The organism is Citrobacter sp. RHB21-C05, from assembly GCF_013889015.1.
Classification (GTDB): domain Bacteria; phylum Pseudomonadota; class Gammaproteobacteria; order Enterobacterales; family Enterobacteriaceae; genus Citrobacter_A; species Citrobacter_A sedlakii.
In genome coordinates this window covers 3,794,116-3,818,864 of sequence record NZ_CP057611.1, presented here as the reverse complement: position 1 = coordinate 3,818,864, position 24,749 = coordinate 3,794,116, and the positions used below count along the sequence as shown (strand labels likewise).

Annotated in this window: 27 protein-coding genes and 1 tRNA gene; 6 read left to right on the top strand and 22 right to left on the bottom strand. The window is 54.7% G+C overall.

The window, feature by feature from the left end; all coding sequences use genetic code 11:
- Positions 1-42: 42 nt before the first annotated feature.
- Positions 43-118: transfer RNA gene (locus tag HVX72_RS18140), tRNA-Phe, on the bottom strand.
- Positions 119-223: 105 nt separating this feature from the next.
- The gene (locus tag HVX72_RS18135; RefSeq protein WP_042290438.1) at positions 224-931 is read right to left on the bottom strand and encodes a DUF554 domain-containing protein; all 708 of its coding nucleotides are present in this window, start codon (positions 929-931) and stop codon (positions 224-226) included.
- A 427-nt stretch (positions 932-1,358) separates the two neighbouring features.
- On the opposite strand from HVX72_RS18135, the gene HVX72_RS18130 reads away from it, so the two are divergent.
- On the top strand, positions 1,359-3,494 hold the full coding sequence (locus HVX72_RS18130; RefSeq protein WP_181822048.1) for an ornithine decarboxylase: 2,136 nt from the start codon (positions 1,359-1,361) through the stop codon (positions 3,492-3,494).
- Between the two features lie 43 nt (positions 3,495-3,537).
- Here the strand turns inward: HVX72_RS18130 and HVX72_RS18125 are convergent, their stop codons facing one another.
- From HVX72_RS18125 to mutY, 4 genes are all read right to left on the bottom strand, one after another.
- Positions 3,538-4,794: a nucleoside permease gene (locus HVX72_RS18125; protein WP_042290435.1), complete on the bottom strand. Its 1,257-nt coding sequence runs from the start codon at positions 4,792-4,794 to the stop codon at positions 3,538-3,540.
- 209 nt (positions 4,795-5,003) lie between these two features.
- The gene (gene mltC, locus HVX72_RS18120; RefSeq protein ID WP_181822047.1) at positions 5,004-6,089 is read right to left on the bottom strand and encodes a membrane-bound lytic murein transglycosylase MltC; all 1,086 of its coding nucleotides are present in this window, start codon (positions 6,087-6,089) and stop codon (positions 5,004-5,006) included.
- Between the two features lie 109 nt (positions 6,090-6,198).
- Entirely contained in the window at positions 6,199-6,474 is a 276-nt protein-coding gene (locus tag HVX72_RS18115; RefSeq protein WP_060570797.1) for an oxidative damage protection protein, read from the bottom strand.
- Between the two features lie 27 nt (positions 6,475-6,501).
- A complete protein-coding gene (mutY, locus tag HVX72_RS18110; protein ID WP_060570950.1) occupies positions 6,502-7,554 on the bottom strand; it encodes an A/G-specific adenine glycosylase in 1,053 nt (350 codons plus the stop codon).
- A gap of 162 nt (positions 7,555-7,716) precedes the next feature.
- Here mutY and trmB point away from each other — a divergent pair, with 162 nt between their 5' ends.
- The 4 genes from trmB (at position 7,717) to ansB (ending at position 10,768) form a co-directional block, all read left to right on the top strand.
- On the top strand, positions 7,717-8,436 hold the full coding sequence (trmB, locus tag HVX72_RS18105) for a tRNA (guanosine(46)-N7)-methyltransferase TrmB (RefSeq protein ID WP_181822046.1): 720 nt from the start codon (positions 7,717-7,719) through the stop codon (positions 8,434-8,436).
- Positions 8,436-8,762 (top strand): YggL family protein, encoded by a 327-nt coding sequence (locus HVX72_RS18100; RefSeq protein ID WP_042290424.1) that lies wholly within the window; start codon positions 8,436-8,438, stop codon positions 8,760-8,762. The genes trmB and HVX72_RS18100 overlap by 1 nt, the downstream gene beginning before the upstream one ends.
- A gap of 50 nt (positions 8,763-8,812) precedes the next feature.
- A complete protein-coding gene (locus HVX72_RS18095; RefSeq protein WP_042290421.1) occupies positions 8,813-9,532 on the top strand; it encodes a DUF2884 domain-containing protein in 720 nt (239 codons plus the stop codon).
- Positions 9,533-9,721: 189 nt separating this feature from the next.
- The gene (gene ansB, locus HVX72_RS18090; protein WP_042290419.1) at positions 9,722-10,768 is read left to right on the top strand and encodes an L-asparaginase 2; all 1,047 of its coding nucleotides are present in this window, start codon (positions 9,722-9,724) and stop codon (positions 10,766-10,768) included.
- Between the two features lie 96 nt (positions 10,769-10,864).
- On the opposite strand, the gene HVX72_RS18085 is transcribed toward ansB, so the two are convergent.
- The 8 genes from HVX72_RS18085 to HVX72_RS18050 all read right to left on the bottom strand — a co-directional run bounded on the left by HVX72_RS18085 (position 10,865) and on the right by HVX72_RS18050 (position 17,316).
- Positions 10,865-12,166, bottom strand: coding sequence for a TRAP transporter large permease subunit (locus HVX72_RS18085; protein ID WP_181822045.1), 1,302 nt, complete (start codon positions 12,164-12,166; stop codon positions 10,865-10,867).
- Positions 12,166-12,669 (bottom strand): TRAP transporter small permease, encoded by a 504-nt coding sequence (locus HVX72_RS18080; RefSeq protein WP_181823289.1) that lies wholly within the window; start codon positions 12,667-12,669, stop codon positions 12,166-12,168. Before HVX72_RS18080 ends, HVX72_RS18085 begins: the two co-directional genes overlap by 1 nt.
- Positions 12,670-12,716: 47 nt before the next feature.
- Positions 12,717-13,703 carry a TRAP transporter substrate-binding protein gene (locus HVX72_RS18075; protein ID WP_181822044.1) on the bottom strand — a complete coding sequence of 329 codons (987 nt, stop codon included), beginning with the start codon at positions 13,701-13,703 and terminating at the stop codon, positions 12,717-12,719.
- A 306-nt stretch (positions 13,704-14,009) separates the two neighbouring features.
- Positions 14,010-15,146, bottom strand: coding sequence for a radical SAM family heme chaperone HemW (gene hemW, locus HVX72_RS18070; RefSeq protein ID WP_181822043.1), 1,137 nt, complete (start codon positions 15,144-15,146; stop codon positions 14,010-14,012).
- Positions 15,139-15,732, bottom strand: a complete 594-nt coding sequence (locus HVX72_RS18065; protein WP_181822042.1) for an XTP/dITP diphosphatase — start codon at positions 15,730-15,732, stop codon at positions 15,139-15,141. The genes hemW and HVX72_RS18065 overlap by 8 nt, the downstream gene beginning before the upstream one ends.
- Positions 15,733-15,739: 7 nt before the next feature.
- Positions 15,740-16,030: a DUF167 family protein YggU gene (yggU, locus tag HVX72_RS18060; RefSeq protein WP_042290406.1), complete on the bottom strand. Its 291-nt coding sequence runs from the start codon at positions 16,028-16,030 to the stop codon at positions 15,740-15,742.
- Positions 16,027-16,593, bottom strand: coding sequence for a YggT family protein (locus HVX72_RS18055; RefSeq protein WP_181822041.1), 567 nt, complete (start codon positions 16,591-16,593; stop codon positions 16,027-16,029). Before HVX72_RS18055 ends, yggU begins: the two co-directional genes overlap by 4 nt.
- An 18-nt stretch (positions 16,594-16,611) precedes the next feature.
- Positions 16,612-17,316 carry a YggS family pyridoxal phosphate-dependent enzyme gene (locus tag HVX72_RS18050; RefSeq protein ID WP_060570948.1) on the bottom strand — a complete coding sequence of 235 codons (705 nt, stop codon included), beginning with the start codon at positions 17,314-17,316 and terminating at the stop codon, positions 16,612-16,614.
- Between the two features lie 17 nt (positions 17,317-17,333).
- On the opposite strand from HVX72_RS18050, the gene HVX72_RS18045 reads away from it, so the two are divergent.
- Positions 17,334-18,314, top strand: coding sequence for a type IV pilus twitching motility protein PilT (locus HVX72_RS18045; protein ID WP_181822040.1), 981 nt, complete (start codon positions 17,334-17,336; stop codon positions 18,312-18,314).
- A gap of 33 nt (positions 18,315-18,347) precedes the next feature.
- Here HVX72_RS18045 and ruvX read toward each other — a convergent pair whose 3' ends face one another.
- The 8 genes from ruvX to hprR form a co-directional block, all read right to left on the bottom strand.
- Positions 18,348-18,764 (bottom strand): Holliday junction resolvase RuvX, encoded by a 417-nt coding sequence (gene ruvX, locus HVX72_RS18040; protein WP_042290401.1) that lies wholly within the window; start codon positions 18,762-18,764, stop codon positions 18,348-18,350.
- The gene (locus HVX72_RS18035) at positions 18,764-19,327 is read right to left on the bottom strand and encodes a YqgE/AlgH family protein (protein WP_042290400.1); all 564 of its coding nucleotides are present in this window, start codon (positions 19,325-19,327) and stop codon (positions 18,764-18,766) included. The genes ruvX and HVX72_RS18035 overlap by 1 nt, the downstream gene beginning before the upstream one ends.
- Before the next feature lie 175 nt (positions 19,328-19,502).
- Positions 19,503-20,450, bottom strand: coding sequence for a glutathione synthase (gene gshB / locus HVX72_RS18030; RefSeq protein WP_181822039.1), 948 nt, complete (start codon positions 20,448-20,450; stop codon positions 19,503-19,505).
- Positions 20,451-20,462: 12 nt separating this feature from the next.
- The gene (rsmE, locus tag HVX72_RS18025; RefSeq protein ID WP_181822038.1) at positions 20,463-21,194 is read right to left on the bottom strand and encodes a 16S rRNA (uracil(1498)-N(3))-methyltransferase; all 732 of its coding nucleotides are present in this window, start codon (positions 21,192-21,194) and stop codon (positions 20,463-20,465) included.
- Positions 21,195-21,265: 71 nt separating this feature from the next.
- A complete protein-coding gene (gene endA, locus HVX72_RS18020; RefSeq protein WP_181822037.1) occupies positions 21,266-21,973 on the bottom strand; it encodes a deoxyribonuclease I in 708 nt (235 codons plus the stop codon).
- A gap of 91 nt (positions 21,974-22,064) precedes the next feature.
- The gene (locus HVX72_RS18015; RefSeq protein ID WP_181822036.1) at positions 22,065-22,565 is read right to left on the bottom strand and encodes a SprT family zinc-dependent metalloprotease; all 501 of its coding nucleotides are present in this window, start codon (positions 22,563-22,565) and stop codon (positions 22,065-22,067) included.
- 51 nt (positions 22,566-22,616) lie between these two features.
- On the bottom strand, positions 22,617-23,972 hold the full coding sequence (locus HVX72_RS18010) for a heavy metal sensor histidine kinase (RefSeq protein ID WP_181822035.1): 1,356 nt from the start codon (positions 23,970-23,972) through the stop codon (positions 22,617-22,619).
- The gene (hprR, locus tag HVX72_RS18005; RefSeq protein WP_042290384.1) at positions 23,962-24,642 is read right to left on the bottom strand and encodes a response regulator transcription factor HprR; all 681 of its coding nucleotides are present in this window, start codon (positions 24,640-24,642) and stop codon (positions 23,962-23,964) included. The genes HVX72_RS18010 and hprR overlap by 11 nt, the downstream gene beginning before the upstream one ends.
- Positions 24,643-24,749: the final 107 nt, after the last annotated feature.

Genomic DNA, 24,749 nt, shown 5'->3' with positions numbered 1-24,749 from the left:
AATGCAAAAACGGACCTCCATGGAGGTCCGTTGATATGAATTTGGTGCCCGGACTCGGAATCGAACCAAGGACACGGGGATTTTCAATCCCCTGCTCTACCGACTGAGCTATCCGGGCAACGGGGCGCATTAAAACCGATCCGCCTCGTTTCGTCAACGAAATTTCTTCAAATCAACGCAGACTGCACAATCTATCACCACTTTGCTGTTATTGCACGCATTCTCAGGCGAAAAATGCCGTCCAGGCGGCGGAAAGAGGCATTGCCAGCAGTAGGGCAGGGAGCATATTGACCACTGCGAACATCTTGATACCGCAAATGCGCAAACCGGTGGCGACCAGCAGTAATCCGCCAACGGCACTGAAGTCTGCCATCATCGCTGGCGTGGTGAGCGGCAGGATCAGCGCCGCGCAGGCTGCCAGCGACAGCTGGATTAACAGCATTGGCGCCGAAATGGCCGACACGGCAATACCGAGCGAGCAGGCGAAAATCATCGCCGTAAAAAAATCGAGAAAAGATTTGGCAATCAGGATACTGGGATCGCCAGTCATCCCTTCGCGCATCGCACCGAAAATGCCGGTGCCGCTGGCGCAAAACAGAACGATAATGGCGACAAAGTTCTGAATAAACGACTCATGTGGTTGTTTTTTCCCCGGCCTTGAAAAGAGCGCCTGCGCTTTCGCCACCGCATTGTTGATGCCTTTTTCCAGATAGCAAAACTCGCCTATCAGTGCGCCGATCAGCGTTGCCAGAACCATGACCGGCAGATTGGCGCATTTGACCACCAGTAAAATACCAATGCCAAGCGACGCCAGGCCGAAAATCGACGTCATTGAGACACGAATCCGTTCCGGTAAACGTTGGCTGAGAAGGGCACCGATAACGCCGCCGAGCAACACTGCGCTGGCGTTAATGAAAGGTCCGATTACCACGTTAGCTCCTGCTAAATATTTTGTCAGAGTGCATTATTATGACCTGGTTCTCACCTTTAATGCTTGTTTATCCGTGGCCTGTGTGCATAGAGATTTGATCTTGCGCCTGCCGGGTAAAGGTGCCATCATTGCGCGAATTTTCTCCAGTCTGTTGGGGCCGCATGGGATGAATGTCGCGTCTTCACATCGCCTTTATCATCATCGCCGTCTGGTGCGATGCGTGCCCCTTCTCGTTACTCCCCTTCCTTTACTCACCATGCGGTGAGGGTAGCGCATGCTCACGCGGGACAACAGTAAGATCAGAAACGGTCTGCTTTTACTGATGTCTGGCGGTCGGAGCTGGTGACCAGTTTGACCCAACATCTCGTGGGACAGGGCGATACGCCTTGTCCGGGACTTTTTTCTCCCGAAACGGGCTTTTGCGCTTATGAAATCTATGAACATTGCCGCCAGTAGTGAACTGGTTTCGCGTTTATCTACTCACCGTGGCGTAGTCGCGCTGGACAGCACCGACTTTACCGATGTGGCCGCCGTCGTGCTGACCGTCGCCGACAGCCGTAGCGGCATTCTGGCGCTGCTTAAGCGTACGGGATTCTATCTGCCGGTATTTATCCTGAGTGATGAGAAAACCGATACGCCAGCAGGCGTGCAGGCAATCATCAGCGGCAATGCGCAGGAGTGGCTTGAGCTGGAAGCCGCTGCCTGCCAGTATGAAGAAAATCTCCTGCCGCCCTTTTACGACACCCTGACGCAGTATGTGGAAATGGGCAACAGCACCTTTGCCTGTCCGGGTCATCAGCATGGCGCGTTTTTTAAAAAGCATCCGGCCGGGCGGCATTTTTATGACTTCTTTGGCGAGAACGTTTTCCGCGCGGACATGTGTAACGCCGACGTTAAGCTCGGCGATCTGCTGATCCACGAAGGATCGGCAAAACATGCGCAAAAGTTTGCGGCAAAAGTGTTTCACGCCGATAAAACCTACTTTGTGCTGAACGGCACGTCGGCGGCCAATAAAGTGGTAACGAATGCGCTGTTGACCCGTGGCGATCTGGTGCTGTTCGACCGTAATAACCACAAGTCAAACCATCATGGGGCGCTGATCCAGGCCGGGGCGACGCCGGTGTATCTGGAAGCGGCGCGTAATCCGTTTGGTTTTATCGGCGGGATCGATAATCACTGTTTTAATGAAGACTACCTGCGTGCGCAGATTCGTCGCGTAGCGCCGCACAAAGCCGGGGCGCCGCGTCCGTTTCGCCTTGCGATCATCCAGCTTGGCACCTATGACGGCACCATCTATAACGCCCGACAGGTGATCGACAACATCGGCCATCTGTGCGACTACATTTTGTTTGATTCCGCCTGGGTGGGCTACGAGCAGTTTATCCCGATGATGGCGGACGGTTCACCGCTGCTGCTGGAACTGAATGAAAACGATCCGGGTATTTTCGTCACCCAGTCGGTACACAAGCAGCAGGCCGGGTTCTCGCAGACTTCACAAATCCATAAAAAAGATAACCACCTTCGTGGTCAGGCGCGTTTTTGTCCACATAAGCGACTGAACAACGCGTTTATGCTGCATGCGTCCACCAGCCCGTTTTATCCACTGTTTGCCGCCCTGGATGTGAACGCCAAAATCCATGAAGGGGAGAGCGGCCGACGACTGTGGGCGGAGTGCGTAGAACTGGGAATTGAAGCGCGTAAAGCCATCCTCGCCAGCTGTAAACTGCTCCAGCCGTTTATCCCGCCCGTGGTGGACGGCAAAGCCTGGCAGGATTATCCGACGGAACGGATTGCCCGCGAGCGACGTTTCTTCAGCTTTGAGCCGGGCGCCAAATGGCACGGATTTGCAGGCTATGCCGATGACCAGTATTTTGTCGATCCGTGTAAGCTGCTGCTCACAACGCCGGGCATTGATGCCGAAACCGGACGCTATACCGACTTTGGCATTCCGGCGACGATACTCGCCCACTACCTGCGGGAAAACGGCATTGTGCCGGAAAAATGCGATCTCAACTCCATCCTGTTTCTGCTGACGCCTGCCGAAAGCGCAGAGAAAATGGCCCACCTGGTGGCGATGCTGGCCCAGTTTGAACAGCATATCGAAGACGACACGCCGCTTGCGGACGTACTGCCGACCATCTTCAACAAATATCCCGTGCGCTACCGCGATTACACGCTGCGCGAGCTGTGTCAGGAAATGCACGATGTGTATGTCAGCTTTAACGTCAAAGAGTTGCAAAAGGCAATGTTCCGTCAGGAAAGCCTGCCGAAAGTGGCAATGAACCCACAGGATGCCAACAGCGCCTTTATTCGCGGCGACGTTGAGTTGGTACGCATTAGCGATGCCGAAGGGCGTATTGCCGCAGAAGGCGCACTGCCGTATCCACCGGGCGTGCTGTGCGTGGTGCCCGGTGAAGTATGGGGCGGCGCGGTACAGCGCTATTTCCTGGCGCTGGAAGAAGGGGTGAATATTCTGCCGGGCTTCTCGCCGGAATTACAGGGAGTTTACAGTGAAAAAGACGCCGATGGCATTAAGCGGCTGTATGGCTACGTGTTGAAGTAACGCCGCGTCCAGGCCGGATGGCGAACGCCATCCGGCAATCGGATTAATGCGCCACAGACTGCGTACCCGTCGGTACGCGAACGTGCTTGTACTTAAACAGCGCCACGAAGGCGAAGGCCAGCACCAGCGAGTAGCCCGCGAAGATCAGCCACACGGTTTGCCAGTCGGTAATGCCGTTCAGGGTGTAATGCTCCACCACTTTTCCGCTTACCACGCCGCCGAGAATACAACCGAAGCCGTTGGTCATCATCAGGAACATGCCCTGCGCGCTGGCGCGGATTTCCGGGCGAACCTCTTTTTCCACAAACACCGAACCGGAGATGTTGAAAAAGTCGAAGGCGCAGCCGTACACAATCATCGACAGAACCAGCAGCACGGTACCGAACGGCGTCGGGTCACCGTAGGCGAACAGACCGAAGCGCAGCATCCACGCTACAATACTGATCAGCATAACGTTTTTGATGCCGTAGCGGCTGAGGAAGAACGGAATGGTCAGGATGAACAGCGTTTCGGAGATCTGCGAAATCGACATCATCACCGACGCGTGTTCCACGATAAAGCTTCCGGAGAACAGCGGGTTGTTATCGAAGCTGTGCAGGAAGGTATTCCCGAACATATTGGTAATTTGCAGCTCCGCGCCCAGCATCATGGAGAAGATAAAGAAGATCGCCATACGCTTGTTTTTGAACAGCGCAAACGCGTCCAGACCCAGCATGGAGGACCAGCTCTGGTTCTTCTGCTGATTTGCAACCGGAATATGCGGCAGCGTCAGGGTGAACAGCACCAGCAGTACCGACAGCGCTGCGCCAATGTACAGCTGCATATGGCTCAGTTCAAAGCCGGAGAAGCTCACGCCCCACATCGCCATGATAAACCCGATGGTGCCCCAGATGCGGATTGGCGGGAAGTCGGTGACGATGTCCATCCCCGCAGACTGGAGACGATAATAGGAAATGGTGTTGATTAGACCGAGCGTCGGCATGTAGGCCAGCGAGTTCAGCAGGATCACAAAGAACATCGCGCCCGGCGTGGTAACTTCCGCGGCCATAAATAGCGTTGCCGCCCCGACGATATGACAGAGGGCGTAAACCCATTTCGCGCTCAACCATTTGTCGGCAACGATCCCCAGTAGCGTCGGCATAAAGACTGCCGCGATCCCCAGCGAGCTATACACCGCGCCAATGGAAGCACCGTCAAATTTGAGGGTGACAAACATATAGGAACCGAGCGTCGTCAGCCAGCTACCCCACAGGCAGAACTGCAGAAACGAGAGTATTTTCAGCTGCAGCTTAAGATTCATGTTAATTTCCTCACACCAAAAGGCGATTGAATGTTCCAATTGGCACATTTGCCGTTTCAATATGATGTAATTCTATCAACGACTACGGCTGGTTTTTTGTTACCTGTGACAAATAATTGCAAACAATATCTTTTTGCAATGCAAAAGAGTGACGAAGTTAACATTCTGAAGCTGCCCACCCGGCAAATTTGCCGGGCGGGCAGAGGGGATTACTGACGACGGTAGGATTTCTGCGCGGAGTTCACTTTATAAAGGTAGCGACGCGATTCCGACGACGGGTGGCGGGTGGTCAGGGTCTGGTAGACATCTCCTGGCGTCATACTGTTAATAATATTCGCCGCCTGAACTTTATCGTTTGAGAAGACGCGCAGGACGCTACCCGCGCCGCCGTTATAGGCGGTGATCACCGCATAGCGTCGGGAAGTCGGGTTGTCGATGCCGCTCAGGTAAACATTGCTGAGCATTGCCAGATAGGCCGTCCCGGTATCAATGTTACTTGCCGGATCAAACAGATAGCTGCGGCTTGGCGTTCCGGAACGCCCCTGGGAGCGGAAGACATCTTTGCCTGCGGTGTGCTGCACAACCTGCATCAGGCCCAGGGCGTCGGAGCGGCTCACTGCATAAGGGTTAAATGACGACTCAGTCTGCATAATCGCCAGAATCAGCGACTCGTCAACGCCATATTTGTGCGACGCTTTGCGCACCATACCGAGGTATTTGTGCGCACGTTTATCCAGGTGATTCGGCACCAGATTGATCGTTACGCTGAAGATTTTGCGGATCCCATTGCTGCGGCTTTGCAGGCGCGTTTGTAACAGGTAATCGGCGAATTGGGTGGCGCGGCCTTCCCAGCGGATCGGTTGACCCGTGTTATCCAGTACCTGGCCATACAGGAACGGCTCACGGGAGATCTGGATGTCATCCACATCCGAGTACAGGTCGACCGAACTCGGATCGTCGCCCATCAGCAGCGTTTTTATGATTGCGCGACGCAAATGCGCGGCGGGATCTGTTCCGGCAATGGTTTCAACGGTAATCGTACCGGCGTCGAAGTTAATATGGCTGCGGGTCTGATACTGATCGGTATACTTTACATAGTCCTTCGGACCGGCAATCAGCACTTCCTGATAGCCCCACAAGTTTTCAATGTTATGGGCAAACTGCCCCATCAAAATGTCAAAACCGTTGGTATCCTTGACCCAGGCTTCGTTATAAGAATCGCCTTTTTTGGTCGAGCTGGAACAGGAGATGAGCAACGGCGCAATAACGGCAAGCGCGAGTAATTTTTTCATCATTCCGGGAGTGCGTGTTGTGTTTGTCGTTATGCCATTTCGCCGCAGGATTCTCGTCCTGGAGACGGCATGATGTCCGGGCCGGATAAGCGCGGCGCTATCCGGCAACGCATTATTTACCGTCTTCCGGCGTATACCCTTCGATATGCACGTCTTTGCCTTCAAACAGGAAGTTGACCATTTCCTGCTCCAGCAGTTTGCGGTGCTCGACGTTCATCATGTTGAGTTTCTTTTCGTTGATCAGCATGGTCTGCTTGTGTTGCCACTGCGCCCATGCCTCTTTTGAAATCTCGTTATAAATGCGTTTTCCCAGTTCGCCCGGGTACAGCTGGAAGTCCTGGCCTTCTGCTTCACGCTGCAGGAAAGTGCAAAAAATCGTTCTGCTCATAACAAATCCTCTTTATCGACCGATGCGTCAAACCGGCGCGCCGGTGCGTAACTGCTGTAATAAACGCTCCACGGGAGCCGCCAGACCAACGGACGGCGGTTGCGCTAAGTTATACCAGAGCGCGCTGCCTTCATCCATGCAGGAACCCGTTGAGGACACGCTCAGCCACATAGGCACAATATCTAAGTGGAAATGGCTGAAGGTATGGCGAAACGCGTTAAGCTGGGTCAAAGTATCCGCGTTAACCTGCCGTTGCGCCAGCCACTCGCGTAATTCTGTTTCGTTGGCAAACTGCGGGAAGCAGTACAGCCCACCCCACAGTCCGCTGGGTGGACGCTGGGTGAGTAAGACTTCATCTTGATGCTGCATCAGTAAAAAATAGCCGGTACGCTCGGGCAGCGTTTGTTTCGGTTTTTTCCCGGGATAACGTGACCAACTGTCGGTGGCCGCCGCCACGCAACCGTGCTGTAGCGGACAAATCATACATTTCGGTTTTGAGCGTGTGCAGACCATCGCGCCTAAATCCATCATCGCCTGGTTAAAACGGGCCACGCCGTTGACCGGCGTCACGTCTTCGCTCAGATCCCACAGTTTTTTCTCGACCTCTTTTTTCCCCGGCCAGCCGCTAACAGCATAGCAGCGTGCCAGCACGCGTTTGACGTTGCCGTCGAGAATCGGAAAAGGTTTATCCAGTGACAGAGAAAGTACCGCTCCGGCGGTGGAACGGCCAACGCCGGGCAGCGCCGCAACCTCATCAAACGTTTCCGGAAAGACGCCGTGGTGCAGCGTGGCGACCTGCTGAGCGGCTTTGTGCAGGTTGCGCGCGCGGGCGTAGTAGCCCAGTCCGGTCCACAGATGCAACACTTCGTCCAGCGGCGCGTTAGCGAGATCGGTCACCGTCGGGAAATGACGCATAAACCGTTCAAAATAGGGAATAACCGTCGCAACCTGCGTCTGTTGCAACATCACTTCCGAGAGCCATACTTTGTAAGGCGTCTTGTCAATTTGCCAGGGCAGGGTTTTTCGCCCGTATTTGTCGTACCAGTCCAGAACCTGGGCTGAAAATTGAGACGCTTGCATGGTCACCAAAATCATTATTGTCGGGGGCCAGATTGCAGCACAGCGGCAACAGGGTGTAAACCGGAACTTTCCGCAGCGTGTCATCTTCCTTTACTTGCATCCGGCAACTAACTTTGGATAATGCCCGTTTTCAGAACTCAATCACAAGCAGACTTAACTTTTATGAAAAACGACGTCATTTCACCGGAATTTGATGAAAACGGCCGCCCGCTGCGCCGGATTCGCAGTTTTGTGCGTCGCCAGGGGCGACTGACCAAAGGGCAGGAACACGCGCTGGAAAACTACTGGCCGGTGATGGGCGTTGAGTTTAGCGAAGCTCCCGTGGAATTCGCGACGCTGTTTGGCCGCGAAGCGCCGGTGACGCTTGAGATTGGTTTCGGCATGGGGGCTTCGCTGGTGGCGATGGCGAAAGCGCGCCCGGAGCAAAACTTCCTCGGTATTGAAGTGCATTCGCCGGGCGTGGGGGCGTGTCTGGCTTCCGCCCATGAAGAAGGCGTCGAAAACCTGCGCGTGATGTGTCACGACGCCGTTGAAGTACTGCACAAAATGATTCCTGACAATTCTTTATCGATGGTTCAACTCTTTTTCCCTGACCCGTGGCATAAAGCACGTCATAATAAACGCCGTATCGTTCAGGTGCCGTTTGCTGAACTGGTGAAAAGCAAGCTGAAGCTGGGCGGCGTGTTCCACATGGCGACCGACTGGGAAGCCTATGCGGAACATATGCTGGAAGTGATGTCTTCAATTGACGGCTATAAAAACCTGTCGGAGAGTCACGATTACGTACCGCGCCCGGCCTCGCGCCCGGTAACCAAATTTGAACAACGTGGCCATCGTCTTGGTCACGGCGTATGGGACTTAATGTTCGAGAGGGTGAAATAATGGCAAAGAACCGTAGCCGTCGTCTGCGTAAAAAAATGCACATCGACGAATTCCAGGAATTAGGGTTTTCGGTTGCATGGCGTTTCCCGGAAGGCACTTCTGAAGATCAGATTGATAAAACCGTTGATGACTTTATCAACGACGTGATCGAACCGAACAAACTGGCCTTTGACGGCAGCGGTTATCTGGCCTGGGAAGGTCTGATCTGCATGCAGGAAATCGGCAAATGCACGGAAGAGCACCAGACCATCGTGCGTAAATGGTTAGAAGATCACAAACTTGAAGAAGTGCGCACCAGCGAACTTTTTGACGTTTGGTGGGACTAATAAAGCAAAGGGTCGGCAAATGCCGGCCCGATTTGTCTTGAGGGAAAGTTATGATGCGCAAAATGCTGCTGGCGGCAGCGCTTTCTGTTACTGCGATGTCCGCCCATGCAGATTACCAGTGCAGCGTCACGCCGCGTGACGATGTGATTCTTAGCCCGCAAACTGTGCAAGTGAAGGGCGAAAACGGCAATCTGGTCATCACGCCGGACGGCAATGTGATGTACAACGGCAAGCAATACTCCCTGAGCGCGGCGCAACGCGAACAGGCGAAAGATTATCAGGCGGCGCTGCGCAGCACCCTGCCGTGGATTGATGAAGGCGCCCGCTCACGCGTGGAAAAAGGCCGCGTCGCACTGGACAACATTATCGCTAAAGAAGTCGGCGAGAGCAGCAACATGCGCGGTCGCCTGACCAAACTTGATGCTCAGCTTAAAGAGCAAATGAACCGGATCATTGAGCACCGTACCGACGGTCTGACGTTCCACTATAAAGCGATCGATCAAGTGCGCGCCGACGGTCAGCAACTGGTGAACCAGGCGATGGGCGGCATTTTGCAGGACAGCATTAACGAGATGGGGGCGAAAGCCGTGCTCAAAGGCGGCGGTAATCCGCTCCAGGGCGTACTCGGCAGCCTCGGTGGTTTGCAAACCGCCATCCAAAATGAATGGAAGAATCAGGAAAAAGACTTCCAGCAGTTCGGCAAAGATGTTTGTAGCCGTGTGGTCACCCTGGAAGACAACCGCAAGGCGCTGGTCAGCAGCCTGAAATAATTCTTTCTTAAAAAACAATGGCACAGATCGTCTCTGTGCCGTTTTATCTTCCCTTTCCGCTTCGTTTTGATAGCCACCTCTAAATTTAACAATCTGAAAAATATATTTATCTGGTTAATTGGATGAAATCACATTATTCATCTGTGGCATTGGGATAATGCGGCAAATTCACGTAACTGGAGAAATAACATGGAGTTTTTCAGGAAAACGGCACTTGCCGCACTGGTGATGGGCTTTAGCGGCGCGGCGCTGGCCTTACCGAACGTCACTATTTTAGCGACCGGTGGCACCATTGCTGGCGGCGGTGATTCCGCCACCAAATCTAACTACACAGCGGGCAAAGTCGGTGTGGAAAACCTGGTGAACGCGGTACCTCAGTTGAAGGAGATCGCGAACGTCAAAGGCGAACAGGTGGTGAATATCGGCTCGCAGGATATGAACGACGAGGTCTGGTTAACCCTGGCGAAGAAAATCAATAACGAATGCGACAGCACCGATGGTTTCGTGATCACCCACGGTACCGACACCATGGAAGAAACGGCCTATTTCCTCGATCTTACCGTGAAATGCAACAAGCCGGTGGTGCTGGTGGGGGCGATGCGTCCATCCACGTCGATGAGCGCCGACGGTCCGTTCAACCTTTATAATGCGGTCGTAACGGCGGCAGACAAAGCCTCCGCTAACCGCGGCGTGCTGGTGGTGATGAACGATACTGTGCTTGACGGGCGTGACGTGACCAAGACTAACACCACCGATGTCGCCACCTTTAAGTCCGTTAACTACGGGCCGCTGGGCTACATTCACAACGGTAAAATTGACTATCAGCGCACCCCGGCGCGTAAGCACACGACATCTACCCCATTCGACGTCTCTAAGCTGAGCGAACTGCCGAAAGTAGGCATTGTGTATAACTACGCCAACGCTTCTGATCTGCCGGCTAAAGCGCTGGTGGATGCCGGTTATGAAGGGATTGTGAGCGCAGGCGTGGGTAACGGCAACCTGTATAAAACGGTTTTCGATACCCTGGCGACGGCGGCGCATAAAGGTACGGTAGTGGTGCGTTCTTCTCGCGTTCCGACCGGTTCTACCACTCAGGATGCAGAAATCGACGACGCGAAGTACGGTTTTGTGGCTTCCGGTACGCTGAACCCGCAGAAAGCGCGCGTGCTGCTGCAACTGGCGTTAACCCAGACTAAAGATCCGAAGCAAATCCAGACGATGTTTAATCAGTACTAATAGCGCAGGGCGGCTACGTGTCGTTGTAGCCCAGAGAAGCGTAGCGCCATCAGGCGCTTGCCGGGTGAAGGTCCTGCCTCACCCGGCTTTTCGTGTTTACATTAAACCCAGCAGTTGCGGCACGAACAGCGAAATTTGCGGGATGTAGACGATCATCATCAGCGCGATCAGCAGCGCGGCGTAAAACGGCAGCAGTGGCCGAATCAGCTGCTGAATCTTCACGCCGGAAATGGAACAGCCGACAAACAGCGCGCTTCCCACCGGTGGCGTAAGCAACCCGATACAGAGGTTGGAAACCATCATAATACCGAAATGAACCGGATCCATTCCCAGCTCCTGCGCGATAGGCAGGAAGATGGGCGTGAAGATCAGTACGGCGGGCGTCATATCCATAAAGATACCGACGATCAGCAACACGATATTGATTAACAGCAGAATGATGATCGGATTGTCCGAAATGCCCATCAGCGTGTCGCTGATCATGTACGGAATGTCCGCGTTGGTCATCGCCCATGACATCCCGACCGAGAAGCCAATCAGGAGCAGGACGATCGAGGTCGTCACCACTGACTCCAGAATCAGCTTCGGCAGGTCACGCCATTTCACTTCACGATAAATCAGCACCGACAGGATAAAGGTATACACCACCGCAATGGCAGAGGCTTCCGTCGCGGTAAAAATCCCGCCGAGAATGCCGCCCATAACGATAATCACCAGCAGCAGGCTGGGCAGAGCGTCAATCAATGCCCTGAAGGCCTGAGCGCAGGTTGGGCGTTCTGAAAGCGGATAATGGCGGCGTTTGGCGATGATCGCGCAGACCACCATGATCGCCAGTCCCATCAGAATGCCCGGCAAATAACCCGCCATAAACAGCGAGGCCACCGAAACGCCGCCTGCGGTAAGTGAAAAGACGATCAGCACATTGGAAGGAGGGAGCAACAGTCCGGTGATACAGGAGGAGACGTTCACCGCGGTGGAAAACGTGGGATCGTAACCTTGTTTTGTCTGGATCGGGTTAAGCGTACCGCCCACTGCGGCGGCAGCGGCTACCGCCGAACCCGAAATGGAGCCAAACATCATGTTGGCCAGTACGTTGACATGGCCAAGCGATCCCGGTACCCGGCCCACCATCACCTGCGCCAGATTAATCAGGCGGATGGCGATGCCACCGCTGTTCATCAGCGTACCGGCGAAAATAAAGAAGGGAATGGCCAGCAGCGCAAAGTTATCCAGGCCGTTTGCCAGTCGCTGTGAAACAGTGATAACGGCGATATCCCACGGGAACATCAACAGCATCGAGGCGACGGTGGCAATGCCGATGGAAAAGGAAATCGGAACGCCAATAAAGACCAGAATAAAGAAGCAGCCAAAGAGGGTGAGAGCGATATAACTGTCCATCAGACGACTCCCTGCGTACCGTTTTTCAGTTGTTGAAAGCTTTGATAAATAAAGCACAGGGCATAGAACATCATCACCACGCCGCACAGCGGCAGGATAAAGTACACGTAGCCCATCGGGATCTGCATCGCCGCAGACACCTGCGCTGTCGCCAGCGTTTTCTCGATCAGCTTCAGGCCACCGGTAACGATGACGGATCCGGCGAAGCCGAAAATCATCACGTTGATCAGCAGGCTAAGCAGGGCCTGCTTGCGTTTGTCGAGCGACATCGCCAGCAGGTCAATTGACAGGTGGCGCTGTGCGCCGACCGTATAGGCCGCGCCCAACAGGCCAACCCAAATCATTAAAAAGCGCGCCAGTTCATCGGTTAACGTGCTGGGCTGGTTGAGCACATAGCGGCTAAAAACCTGCCAGACCACGCAGATCACCAGCGCAATCATGACGATGACGGAAAATGCGGCAATGACGCGGTCTACCGCAAGTTTTAGGCGGTTAAATATCATCATTAAAATCCCGGTGTGCCGGGCCAGCGGCTGGCCCGGAAGAGTGGTTATTGCGCGGCGTTTTCAAATTTTTCCAGCAGCGCGGCTTGCCTGGAATCTTTCTTGAAGTCATCAAACAGGGGCTGTACCGCTGCACGGAACGGGGCTTTCTCGACTTTTATGATTTCGCCGCCCATGGCTTTCGCTTGCGCGCGGGTATCGGCGTCGATCTTGTCCCACAGTTTTTGCTGGTGAACTTCAGAGTTTTTCGCTGCGGTACTCAGGATCTGCTGCTGTTCAGGCGTGAGCTTTTCCCAGGTTTTCGTTGAGATCACCAGAAAATCAGGAATAGAGGCATGCTCGTCCTCAGAAAACACTTTGGCGATTTCAATGTGACGCGTCTGTACCCAGGAAGGCACGTTGTTCTCCGCGCCATCTATCACCCCTTGTTGCATGGCGGTATAAACTTCCCCAAAGGAGATGGGCGTGGGCGAACCGCCCATCAGCTCGATCATTTTAATGGTCGTCGGGCTGGCCTGAACGCGGATTTTTAAACCTTTCAGGTCTTCAGGCCGGGTAATGGGTTTTTTGGCGTAAAAGCTACGCGTACCGGCAACATAGGCGGAAAGGGCAAAGAATCCTTTGTCTTTAGTGGAATCCATAATTTCTTTACCGACTTCGCCAAATACCACTTTATTGAAATGATTCTGATCTTTAAATAAGAAAGGCAAATTATAAATTGCGTAGACGTTATCAAAAGATTCCAGATCGCTGGCGGAACCTTTTGTCATATCCAGCGCGCCATTTTGTAGCAGTTCCATTGTTTCGCGGGCATTGCCCATTTGGCTGCTGGGGTAAATACGCACCGTCATTTTACCGTCAGAAAGTTGTTTCACCTCTTTTGCCAGCTCTTCAAACGCCTGATGGACGACATGGCTACGCTCGAGATTGTGCGCCAGTTTTAGCGTCACTTTTTCCGCCGCGCTGGCGCCGGCGCTCAATAGTGCAAGAAGGGAAGCGCATAATAATGAACGAGAAAACGATCTGATCTTCATAAGGTAGGCTCCATGCTCCAGAGGGAAGATAGTGGTTTATATCTGCTGTCAGTAATTTAATTTCTGTATGATAGATTGACATAGTTGTCGTACATCTGTGCGCCATCTTAATCACTAATGCGTCAGCCGAAAGGAGTTTGTATCTGTTTTGTGCGCCATGTTGGATATATTTTTCGCAGTGCAGGGTTTTTTTATTTCAATAAAAATAATGAAGAAGAATATTATGTGGAAATACCGCGCTTACCGTTCGGTTTTATCGAATTTATTGGTCGGGGGAATGGGCGCCTTTAAAAAGGCGCGCGCTATTTATTCAGCAAGAAATAGTTCGAGGAGAGAGTTGAGAAACAGTTTACCGTGCTGGGTGATCTGCCAGTATTCTTCGCTTTCGGTCAGATAACCCTGCGCTTTCGCGTCGTCGATTTGCCGGCGAATCGTCGTTTCGCTCAGGCCGGTGTATTCGCTGAATTCGCGACGGGGCGCGGCTTCCAGCAAACGGAAGCGGTTCATAAAGAATTCGAACGGTTTGTCCGCTTGCGCCACATCACGCTGGCTTTCCAGATACCGTCCTTGCATATAGCCGCGCGGATGACGGGTTTTCGTGGTGCGCAAGATCCTGCCGTCCGGGAAGGTGACTTTGCCGTGTGCGCCGCAGCCAATCCCCAGATAATCGCCAAAGCGCCAGTAGTTCAGGTTGTGCTGGCACTGATAGCCCGGTCTGGCATAGGCAGAGGTTTCATATTGCTGATAACCGGCGGCGGTCAGCAACTGGTGTCCTTGTTCGAAAATATCCCACAGCGCATCGTCATCCGGCAGTACCGGTGGGCGTGAGCCAAACAGCGTGTTCGGTTCAATGGTCAGCTGATACCAGGAAAGATGCGGTGGATTAAGCGCAATCGCCTGTTTCAGATCGCCAAGCGCCTCTTCCAGCGTCTGGTCCGGCAGGCCGTGCATCAGATCAAGGTTAAAACTGCGCAGACCCAGCCCGCAGGCCAGATTCGCCGCACGTAGCGCTTCTTCCGGGCCGTGAATACGCCCAAGCCGTTTCAGCTTCGGCTCACTAAAGCTCTGTACGCCGATGGAGATACGGTTAACGCCAGCGCGTTGATAGTCGACGAAGCGATCGGCCTCTACCGTTCCGGGGTTCGCTTCCATGGTGATTTCCACATCGGCGGCCAGATTCAGGCGCGCTCGCACGCCATCGAGCAGCGTTTGCATCGCCGGGCCGGAAAGCAAACTCGGCGTACCGCCGCCAATGAAAAGGGTCTTTACTTCACGCCCCTGTGCGTATGCGACGTCCGCATCCAGATCGCTCAGCAGGTGCTGAACGTAATCGTCGTGCGGCACTTCGCCCTTTAACGCATGCGAATTAAAGTCGCAGTACGGGCATTTCTGCACGCACCACGGAATGTGAATATAAAGACTCAGCGGCGGTAGCTTAACCATTACGCAAGGCTTCCAGTAACAGCTTCAACGCCTGTCCACGGTGGGAAATCGCGATTTTTTCTTCGCGGGTCAGTTCAGCCGCGGTTTTGCCTTCCGAAGGGACAAAGAAGATGGGGTCGTAGCCAAAACCGCCGTTGCCTGCCGCTTCGCGTGTGATAACGCCCGGCCAACTGCCGTGGCAGACCAGTGGGGTCGGATCGTCCGCGTGGCGCAGATAAACCAGCACACAGTGGAAACGCGCCTGGCGTTTATCGTCCGGAATGTCCTGCATGGTGTGCAACAGCTTTTCCAGATTCTGCTGGTCAGTGGCGTCCTCACCGGCGTAGCGCGCGGAGTAGATCCCCGGCGCGCCGCCCAGCGCGTCAACCGCCAGACCGGAGTCGTCGGCAATCGCCGGTAAACCGGTAACCTGAGCCGCATGGCGCGCTTTCAGGATCGCATTTTCAATGAAAGTCAGGCCGGTCTCTTCGGCGGAATCGACGCCGAGTGCCGTTTGCGCCACGACTTCAAGCCCGAAATCGCTCAGCAGCGATGCAAGCTCACGCACTTTACCGGCATTGCCGGTAGCGAGGACAACTTTTTGCATAGGATACCTAATCTGTTAACGCCGAGACTTCGGGCGGGATCTGTTGCGGATGAAGAATTTTAACCTGTTTATGGCGGCCAAGTTCGCCCTTTTCAATAATGACCTGGCTTTTCGCCACGCGGAACTGTTTGCCGAGAAACTTCACCAGATGGCTGTTCGCCTGGCCGTCTACCGGCGGAGCGGTAATGGCGACTTTCAGTTCGTCGCCGTGTAAACCGACAATGCTGTCACGGCTGGCTTTCGGCTGAATATACAACCGTAAAACCAGACCGTCTTCGCAGCGCGTTACGGCACTCATAGCGCCATCCACAGCCCCGGCAGCAGCATGTTTCCGGTGGCCTGTAACAGCTCGCCAATCCCCATGTTGATCACATACAGCAGCAGAACAAGGATCATCGGGGAGAAATCAATACCGCCCATACCGGGCAAAATGCGGCGTATCGGGCGCAGCAGCGGGTCGGCCAACTGCATCAGCACGAATTCGATCGGGCTGCGGCCCTGGCTGACCCAACTCATAATCGCCATCACCAGCAACACCCAGAAAATCAGCAGACCGATAGTCTTCAGCACGATCAGCAGCGCGGCAATCCAGATAATCGGCAGGAAGGTCACCACCTTAAACAGCACGATCGCTTTGATAAAGCTGAGGATAAACGCCACCAGCAAAGAGGCGCTGTCGATAGGGCCCATCGGCGGAATGATGCGGCGCAAGGGGCCAATAATCGGCTGCGTGACTTTCACCACGAACTGGGAGAAAGGGTTGTAAAAATCGCAGCGAGACCACTGCATCCACACGCGCAACAACAGCACCATGGTGTACAGCTCAATTACCGTTGAGAGCAGGAAGGTCAACGTATTCATCGCGTTCCTCAGTTTTCCTTAATTTTTTGTGTAATCCCGGGCGCCAAAGATGGCGGTGCCGATACGGACCATCGTACTACCGGCGGCGATAGCGGCATCCATATCGTCCGACATGCCCAGTGACAGCGTGTCGACGTCAGGATAGCGCGCTTGCAGCCCGGCAAATGCTACAGCCATTTGGCGTGCGACTTCAAACTGCCTTACATAATCTGACTCTGGCGCCGGAATCGCCATCAGACCACGCAGGCGAAGATGGGGTAATTCAGCGACCTCCGCAGCAAGCGCATCCAGGGCCTCCAGTGAAATCCCGGACTTGCTGTTCTCATCACTAATATTGATTTGAATCAGCACGTTAAGTGGAGGAAGTTCAGCCGGACGTTGCTCGCTCAGACGCGCGGCGATGCGCAGACGGTCAATGGTATGGCACCAGTCAAAATGCTCTGCCACCAGACGGCTTTTATTGGACTGTAGCGGGCCGATAAAGTGCCATTGCAGGCCTTCAACGCCTTGCGCCTGAAAATGGCGGATTTTCTCCACCCCTTCCTGTACGTAATTTTCGCCAAATGCACGCTGTCCGGCAGCGATGGCTTCTTCGATGGCGCTCGCAGGTTTGGTTTTACTGACTGCAAGCAACGTAACTTCTTCTGAAGCGCGACCGCAACGCGATGCGGCGGCTGAGATTTTGTCCCGGACCTGTGCCAGGTTATGCGCGATATCGTTCATTTTCCGAGGATGCATCTATGAATATGGAAGAAATTGTGGCCCTTAGTGTAAAGCATAATGTCTCGGATCTACACCTAAGCAATGCGTGGCCGGCACGATGGCGCAAGCGAGGACGGCTTGAGGCGGCGCCATTCCCTATACCGGATATGGACAGCCTGTTGGCGCAATGGCTTGATGCGCGACAGCTGGCGGTGTTTCAGCAGGAAGGGCAGCTTGATTTCGCCGTCACGCTTACGGGTAACCAACGCTTGCGGGCCAGCGCCTTTCGTCAACAGCGGGGGATATCGCTGGCGCTGCGCTTGTTGCCCTCCCGTTGCGCCACCCTGGAAGCGCTGACGACGCCTGCGGCACTGCCTGAACTGCTTGCCAGCGAGAACGGACTGATACTGGTGACCGGAGCGACGGGCAGCGGTAAATCCACCACCTTGGCGGCAATGGTGGACTGGCTCAACCGCCATACCGACGGACATATTCTGACGCTGGAAGATCCCATTGAGTACATTTACGCCAGCCAACGCTGCCTGATTCAACAGCGTGAGATCGGTATGCATTGCTCATCGTTTGCCGCGGGATTACGCGCGGCGCTGCGGGAAGATCCAGACGTTATTCTGCTCGGGGAACTGCGGGACAGCGAGACCATCCGCCTGGCGCTGACGGCGGCGGAAACCGGGCATCTGGTATTGGCGACGCTACATACCCGCGGCGCGGCGCAGGCCGTCGAGCGGCTGGTGGATACCTTTCCGGCGCAGGAAAAAGAGCCGGTGCGCAGCCAACTGGCGGGCAGTCTGCGCGCCGTTCTGTCGCAAAAGCTGGAGCCCGACAAGCAGGAAGGGCGCGTTGCGCTGTTTGAACTGCTGATCAACACCCCAGCGACGGGAAATTTAATTCGTGAGGGCAAAACGCACCAACTACCCCATGTCATTCAGACCGGACAGCAGGCAGGAATGATGACTTTTGCCCAGAGTTGGCAGCAGCGTCAGGCGCAGGGGCGAGTGTAGCCAGCTAAGCGGCGTGTCAACGCGGAGGGCGCCTCAATAACCCTGCTCGAAATAGCTTTCGAGAATGATGACTGCAGAAGCGGAGTCAATCTTACCTTTGTTGAGCGCGCGATAGCCGCCTTGCTCAAACAGGCCAGACCGTGCTTCAACGGTGCTCAGGCGTTCGTCATGCAGCGTTACCGTCACGCCAAATCGACCATGGATGCGGTTAGCAAATTTGCGCGCGCGGGCAGTGAGCGGTTGCTCGGTGCCGTCCATGTTTAGCGGCAAGCCAACGATGATTTCATCCGGCTGCCACTCTTTGAGCAGGCGTTCGACGAGTAGCCAGTCCGGTGTGCCGTCCTGCGCTTTAATCGCCGGAAGCGGGCGGGCGGTGCCGGTGACGCGTTGACCAATCGCCACGCCGATACTTTTGGTGCCAAAATCAAAGGCCAGTAACGTTCCGCTCATCAGGCATGCCCCGCCACGCCGGGCATGGTCTGAATGTCGATGCCAATCAGTCTGGCAGCGTCGCGCCAGCGGTCGGCTATCGGCGTTTTGAACAGAATATTGAGATCGGCGGGTGCGGTCAGCCAGGCGTTATCCAGCAACTCTTGCTCCAGTTGGCCTTTATCCCACGACGCGTAGCCCAGCGCGACCAGCACTTCAGAGGGTTGTTCGCGGGTGCCTAAGGTTTCCAGTACGTCGCGGGAGGTGGTAATGACCGTGTTATCGGAAATGCGAATGCTTGATGAAAAACGCGACGGAGGGGTGTGCAGGATAAACCCGCGATCTTCCGCCAGCGGGCCGCCGAGCATCACCGCTTTATCCAGGCGAATAGCCGGATCGCGCGGTTCCGGGGTGATTTTCAGCTTTTCCAGAATTCCTTCAATCTGCAAGTTTTCCAGCGGTTTGTTAACAATAATCCCCATTGCGCCATCTTCATTATGTTCGCAAATATAGACCACAGAGCGGCGGAAAATCGGATCCTGGAGAGCAGGCATGGCAATAAGAAAGTGATGCTGTAAATTCATTGTCAGAGGTTCTGTGTCCTGGTTTAAAAAATCAACAGGGGTCAGTATGTGTGGAAAGCGTTAAATTGTCACTCTTAGAAACGCGTTGCCGGATGGGGCTTCGCTTTATCTGGCGAACAGGGACGCAAAATGTCAGCCGGACACGACGCCCAGGCGTCGCGTCCGGCGACAGATTTTACCTGGCAAGGCGCGCTTCGATGGCGTCCATCAGCATGCCGGTAATGGAGACGGGGAACTCCGCTTCAATCTCGCGAATACAGGTCGGGCTGGTGACGTTAATCTCGGTCAGGCGATCGCCAATGATGTCCAGACCGACAAAAATCAGCCCTTTAGCTTTCAGCGTTGGCCCAATGCGGCGCGCGATTTCCCAGTCGCTGTCGGTTAATGGACGCGGTTCGCCACGGCCGCCCGCGGCGAGGTTGCCACGGGTTTCGCCGCCCTGCGGGATACGCGCCAGGCAGTACGGCACCGGCTCGCCATCCACCACCAGCACGCGCTTATCGCCATCGACAATCGCCGGCAGATAGTTCTGCGCCATGCAGTAACGGGTGCCATGCTCGGTCAGGGTCTCGGCAATCACTCCGAGGTTCGGATCTCCCTCTTTCACCCGGAAAATGGACGCGCCGCCCATGCCGTCCAGCGGCTTAAGAATAATGTCGCTGTGTTTTTGCCAGAAGGCTTTCAACTGTGCTTTGTTGCGAGTGACCAGCGTTTCCGGCGTCAGGTCAGAGAACCAGGCGGTGAACAGTTTTTCATTACAGTCGCGCAGACTCTGCGGTTTGTTCACGATCAGCGTACCTTTCTCTTCGGCGCGCTCCAGAATGTAGGTGGCGTAAATAAATTCGGTATCAAACGGCGGATCTTTACGCATCAGAATCACGTCGAGATCCGCCAGCGCCAGATCCTGCTCGCCGGTAAAGTCATACCATTTGTCGTAGTTCTGCTCGACGCTCAGCGTGTGCGTATGTGCGCGGGCTTCACCATTGATCAAATAAAGATCGGCCATCTCCATATAATGAAGTTCGTAACCACGACGTTGCGCTTCCAGCAGCATAGCGAAGCTGGAGTCTTTCTTGATGTTGATGCTTGCGATGGGGTCCATCACGATGCCGAGCTTGATCATTATTCTTCTCCGTTAGCCCAGATCGCCAAAACGCACCTGCAGCGCGGTGATGGCGGTGAGCGCAGTTGTCTCAGTACGCAGAACGCGAGGTCCTAACAGAATATCAGTAAACTGGTAGCGTGCGGTCATGGCGATTTCATCTGCCGACAGCCCGCCTTCCGGGCCAATCAGCAGACGAACGCGTTCAACCGGCAGCGGCAGCGTATTAATACTGTTGCTGGCGCGGGGATGAAGGTTCAGTTTTAACCCTTCTTCCTGTTCCGCGCACCAGGCTTCCAGGTCCATCGCCGGGCGGATTTCCGGCACCCGGTTGCGGCCACACTGTTCGCAGGCGGCGATGGCGATTTTCTGCCACTGCTGCAGCTTCTTGTTCAGACGTTCATTATCCAGTTTAACGCCGCAGCGCTCAGAAAAAAGTGGCGTAATGAGGCTTACACCAAGCTCGATCGATTTCTGGATGGTGAATTCCATTTTTTCACCGCGCGACATCACCTGTCCAAGGTGAATATGTAACGGCGATTCGCGATCGTCTGTTTCACCGCGCAGAACCTTTACCTCCACGCTCTTTTTACTGGCATGGGTAATTTCGGCGTCAAAAACCTGATTGCTGCCGTCAAACAGCTGCAGCGCCTGACCCGGCCCCATCCGCAGAACGCGCCCGATATGATTCGCGGCATCTTCGCACAATGAAAATTGCGTGTTAGCGATAATGGGTTCAGGGTGATAAATGCGGGGAATACGCATGGTTAACAGTCCGCGTCTTGCCCCACGCCCGTTGGCGCGGGGAGGTTTAATATGAATCCCGCTAGTGTAGGTTAGCTCTTTTGCGCCTGGCAAGCGCGTTGCACATACGGGTTGTGGTTGCCTTGCACCTTCGCGATACGTTCGTCGCGTTCGCACTCCCAGTCGCTGACCGGGTACATCTTATTCCACGCGTTGAAAAGTTGGGTTTGCTGGCGGGAAAGGGTCAGATCGTACTGGTCGCGCATGTAAAAGTACGTCCGGGCGATGGCGCCGCGAGCGCGGGCGGGCGGCTCGGCGGCCTTCGCTTTAAAGTCGACCTTCATTGCACACTGCCCGTATTGACCGTCGCCGCCGTTCCATTGGCTGTACATAAAGTTGCCGCGATCGCCGTTAACCTCGCCAACGGCGGGCTGCAGGTTATGCATGTCGCTTTCCATTTTGCGATAGACCGGGTCTTTGGCGCAGTTTTTACGCCCACCGTCCTGCCAGCACTGACGCTGGTGGCCAAACTGCCATGCAGGAACCACGTGTTCCCATTCAATTCGGCTGGCGCGGTTTTCATTTTTACGCACTTTATAGCCGCAGGATGCGAGATCAACGACCCCTTTTTTCCCCAGCCAGTTGATTTTACATCCGCAGTAGAAGTCGCCAGGTACGTCGGCGTAGATCTTGACGCCAGCGGCTTTGGCTTGTGAAAAGCTGTTGATTCCGGCAGCAAGGGCCGGGCCTGAAAATACCGTTGCCAGCAGCGCAGCGGTAACACTCAAATGACGGTACATCACACACTCCGTGTCAAAACGAGCCCGCAACGTAGCGAAAGATGATTTGGGATGCAATCAGTCAGATCAGGAAAGTTCCTGATAGTTCTGATTATTTCAGTGGCATTAAAGGTTCGCCGCAGTGAACGCAGCGGTAGGTTGCCTCACCGCGTACCACGCGATTATGGCGGCGGACGGTCAATTGATGTTCCTGACACTGACAGCGATAAGGATAGGTATTGCGGCGCACTGACTGGAGCGCAAACTCATGGGTGCGCCGTGCAGGCACGCCAAGTACGCTTTCCATCATCCATTGCCACTCTTTACCGTGCGGCGCCACGCGGCCAAAGTGCTTCCAGACCAGCAAATGCGCCAGCTCGTGGGGAACCACCTCGCTGATAAATGCGTCAGTGTTCTCCATCAGCAAGACCGGGTTCAGGCGAATTTCGTAGCTTTCCAGCCAGGCGGTGCCGGCGGAGGTGCCACGCTGCTGATAAACCAGCTTAGGTTCAGGATAACTGCGCGCCAGTTTCAGGTTTGCCCTGGCGAGATTTTCCCGCAGGCTGCGCATAACGGCCTGCTGGACGGCGATGGGGAGACGGGCTGTTTTCATAACGGCAGAGAATAATGGCTAAAAAAGGCGACTGCAACCAGCGCTTACCTGTCAGGCAGGAAAGTGCAGGGCGAAAATATGCTTTCCGTCGCGAAAGTGGTAGCTCACTGTGGCGGAATGCAGAGTCATAATGGCTTTAACCAGCGATAATCCCAGCCCATAACCCGCAGACTGACGGGCATTATCTCCTCGCCAGAAGCGATGAAACAGCTTATCGGCGTTCAGGGCGACGGTGCCTGGATTACGGATCTCGATAACCGTTTGGTCAGGGTTGCCACTGGCCTCAATCTCCACGGTCGCCTGCGCTGGCGAATAGCGGATCGCATTACTGAGCAGGTTCATTAATACCCTTTGCAGCAACGTCCGGTCCGCCTGAATCGTTGCATCGCCTGATACGAAAAAGCGGATGTTCTTTTCTTCGGCTTCGTACTCAAGAAACTCGACAAGGTTGTTGATGATCGCGGAGTAAGCCACCGCTTCTTTGGCGAGCAAAATAGTATGATGCTCCGCCCTGGCGAGGAAAAGGATGTTTTCCGTTAGACGCGACAGTCCCTCAAGCTCCTCAATATTGCTCGCCAGCGTGTGTTGATATTGTTCTGCCGTGCGCGCTTTGCTTAACGCCACCTGGTTATGGCCCAACAGAATATTGACCGGGGTACGCAGCTCGTGCGCCAGATCGTCAGCAAACTGATTCAGGCGCGTAAAGTCATCAGAGAGCTTCTGGCGCATTACGTTCAGCGCGCTGCCCAACGGCTTCAACTCGACGGGGAGCGCATTTTCGTCCAGCGGCTGGCTCAGCCCGCGACTGTCGATATTAGCCGTCTGCTGACTGAGTGATGTTATCGCTTTTAGTCCTCGCCTGACCAGAAAGGGGGTGAGCGCTGAGCACACCAGGATGGCGAGAATGCCGATCGCCAGGCTGTTATTCCGGTACTGCTCAAGCATGTCCTGGCGTTCCGATGCCAGTCTGGCGACGGTAATGGTGACAGGGCGGGCGTTGCTACTCGCGATGATGCGCACCGCTGAAAGTTGCGTACCGGCAATATCCCTTTTGGCGAGGGACGCCAGCGTCGGTTTTTGCTGCGCCGGAAGGGCATCCAGAACCGCTGGATTGACCCCGGTATGATTAACGGCAATATTTTCCGACGTGGGGGAGTGGATAAGCAGAATATCCTGGCGGGTGTCCATCATCCGGTTGAAATAAAGGGGAAGATTTTCCGCTTTCGCGCCGTCAACAAGCAGTTGTCGGATTTGCTCCGCGCGGTTAATCAGAGTGATGTCATCACGCCAGGTCAGCTCTTTACTCAGCGCGCGATACAGTGTCCAGCTGACGCCTGCGCAGGCGAGAGTCAGCACCAGCACAAATAACAACGTCAGGCGCAACGTCATGGAGAGTTCACGCTTCATTGTTTTCTCCGGCGCACAGGCGGTAACCCATCCCTCTGACAGTGCCGATCAGCTTCACCTCAAACGGATCGTCGATTTTTGCCCGCAGGCGGCGGATGGCGACGTCTACCGTGTTGGTCTCACTGTCGAAATTGATTCCCCATACCTCGCTGGCGATGACCGCTCTGGGGATGATTTCTCCGGCTCTGGACGCCAGCAGCCAGAGCAGCAGAAATTCTTTCCGGGTTAAGACAATGGCCTTTCCTTCGCGGGAAACGCTTTGCCTGACGGAGTCCATTTCCAGCCCGCTGATTTTTATTCGGGTCTGGCCGCGACTGTGATTTCTCAACAGCGCGCGCACCCGCGCCAGCAGTTCGGCGAAAGAAAAAGGCTTCACCAGATAATCATTGGCGCCGGACTCCAGCCCTTTTACCCGGTCCTCAATGGCGTCGCGAGCGGTAAGACAAATGACCGGCGTTTGCTGTGCGGTTCTGATCGCTTTCAACACCTGCCAGCCGTCCAGTTCTGGCAGCATGATATCCAGAACGATCAGGCTATAAGGTTCATGCAGCGCGAGACGGAGTCCCATTTTGCCATCGCTGGCCTGGTCGACGACATAGCCTGCTTCCGTCAGCCCCTGGCTTACCCAGTCGCGGGTTTTCTGGTTATCTTCAATCAGCAAAATCTTCATGGAATTCACTATGTCACACGCGGCGGGTCACGGCTAAAAATAACACCAAAGATGACGAAAATGTAATGCGAATGTCAGGTTAGCAGCGGGCGGTTCATCTACATTTG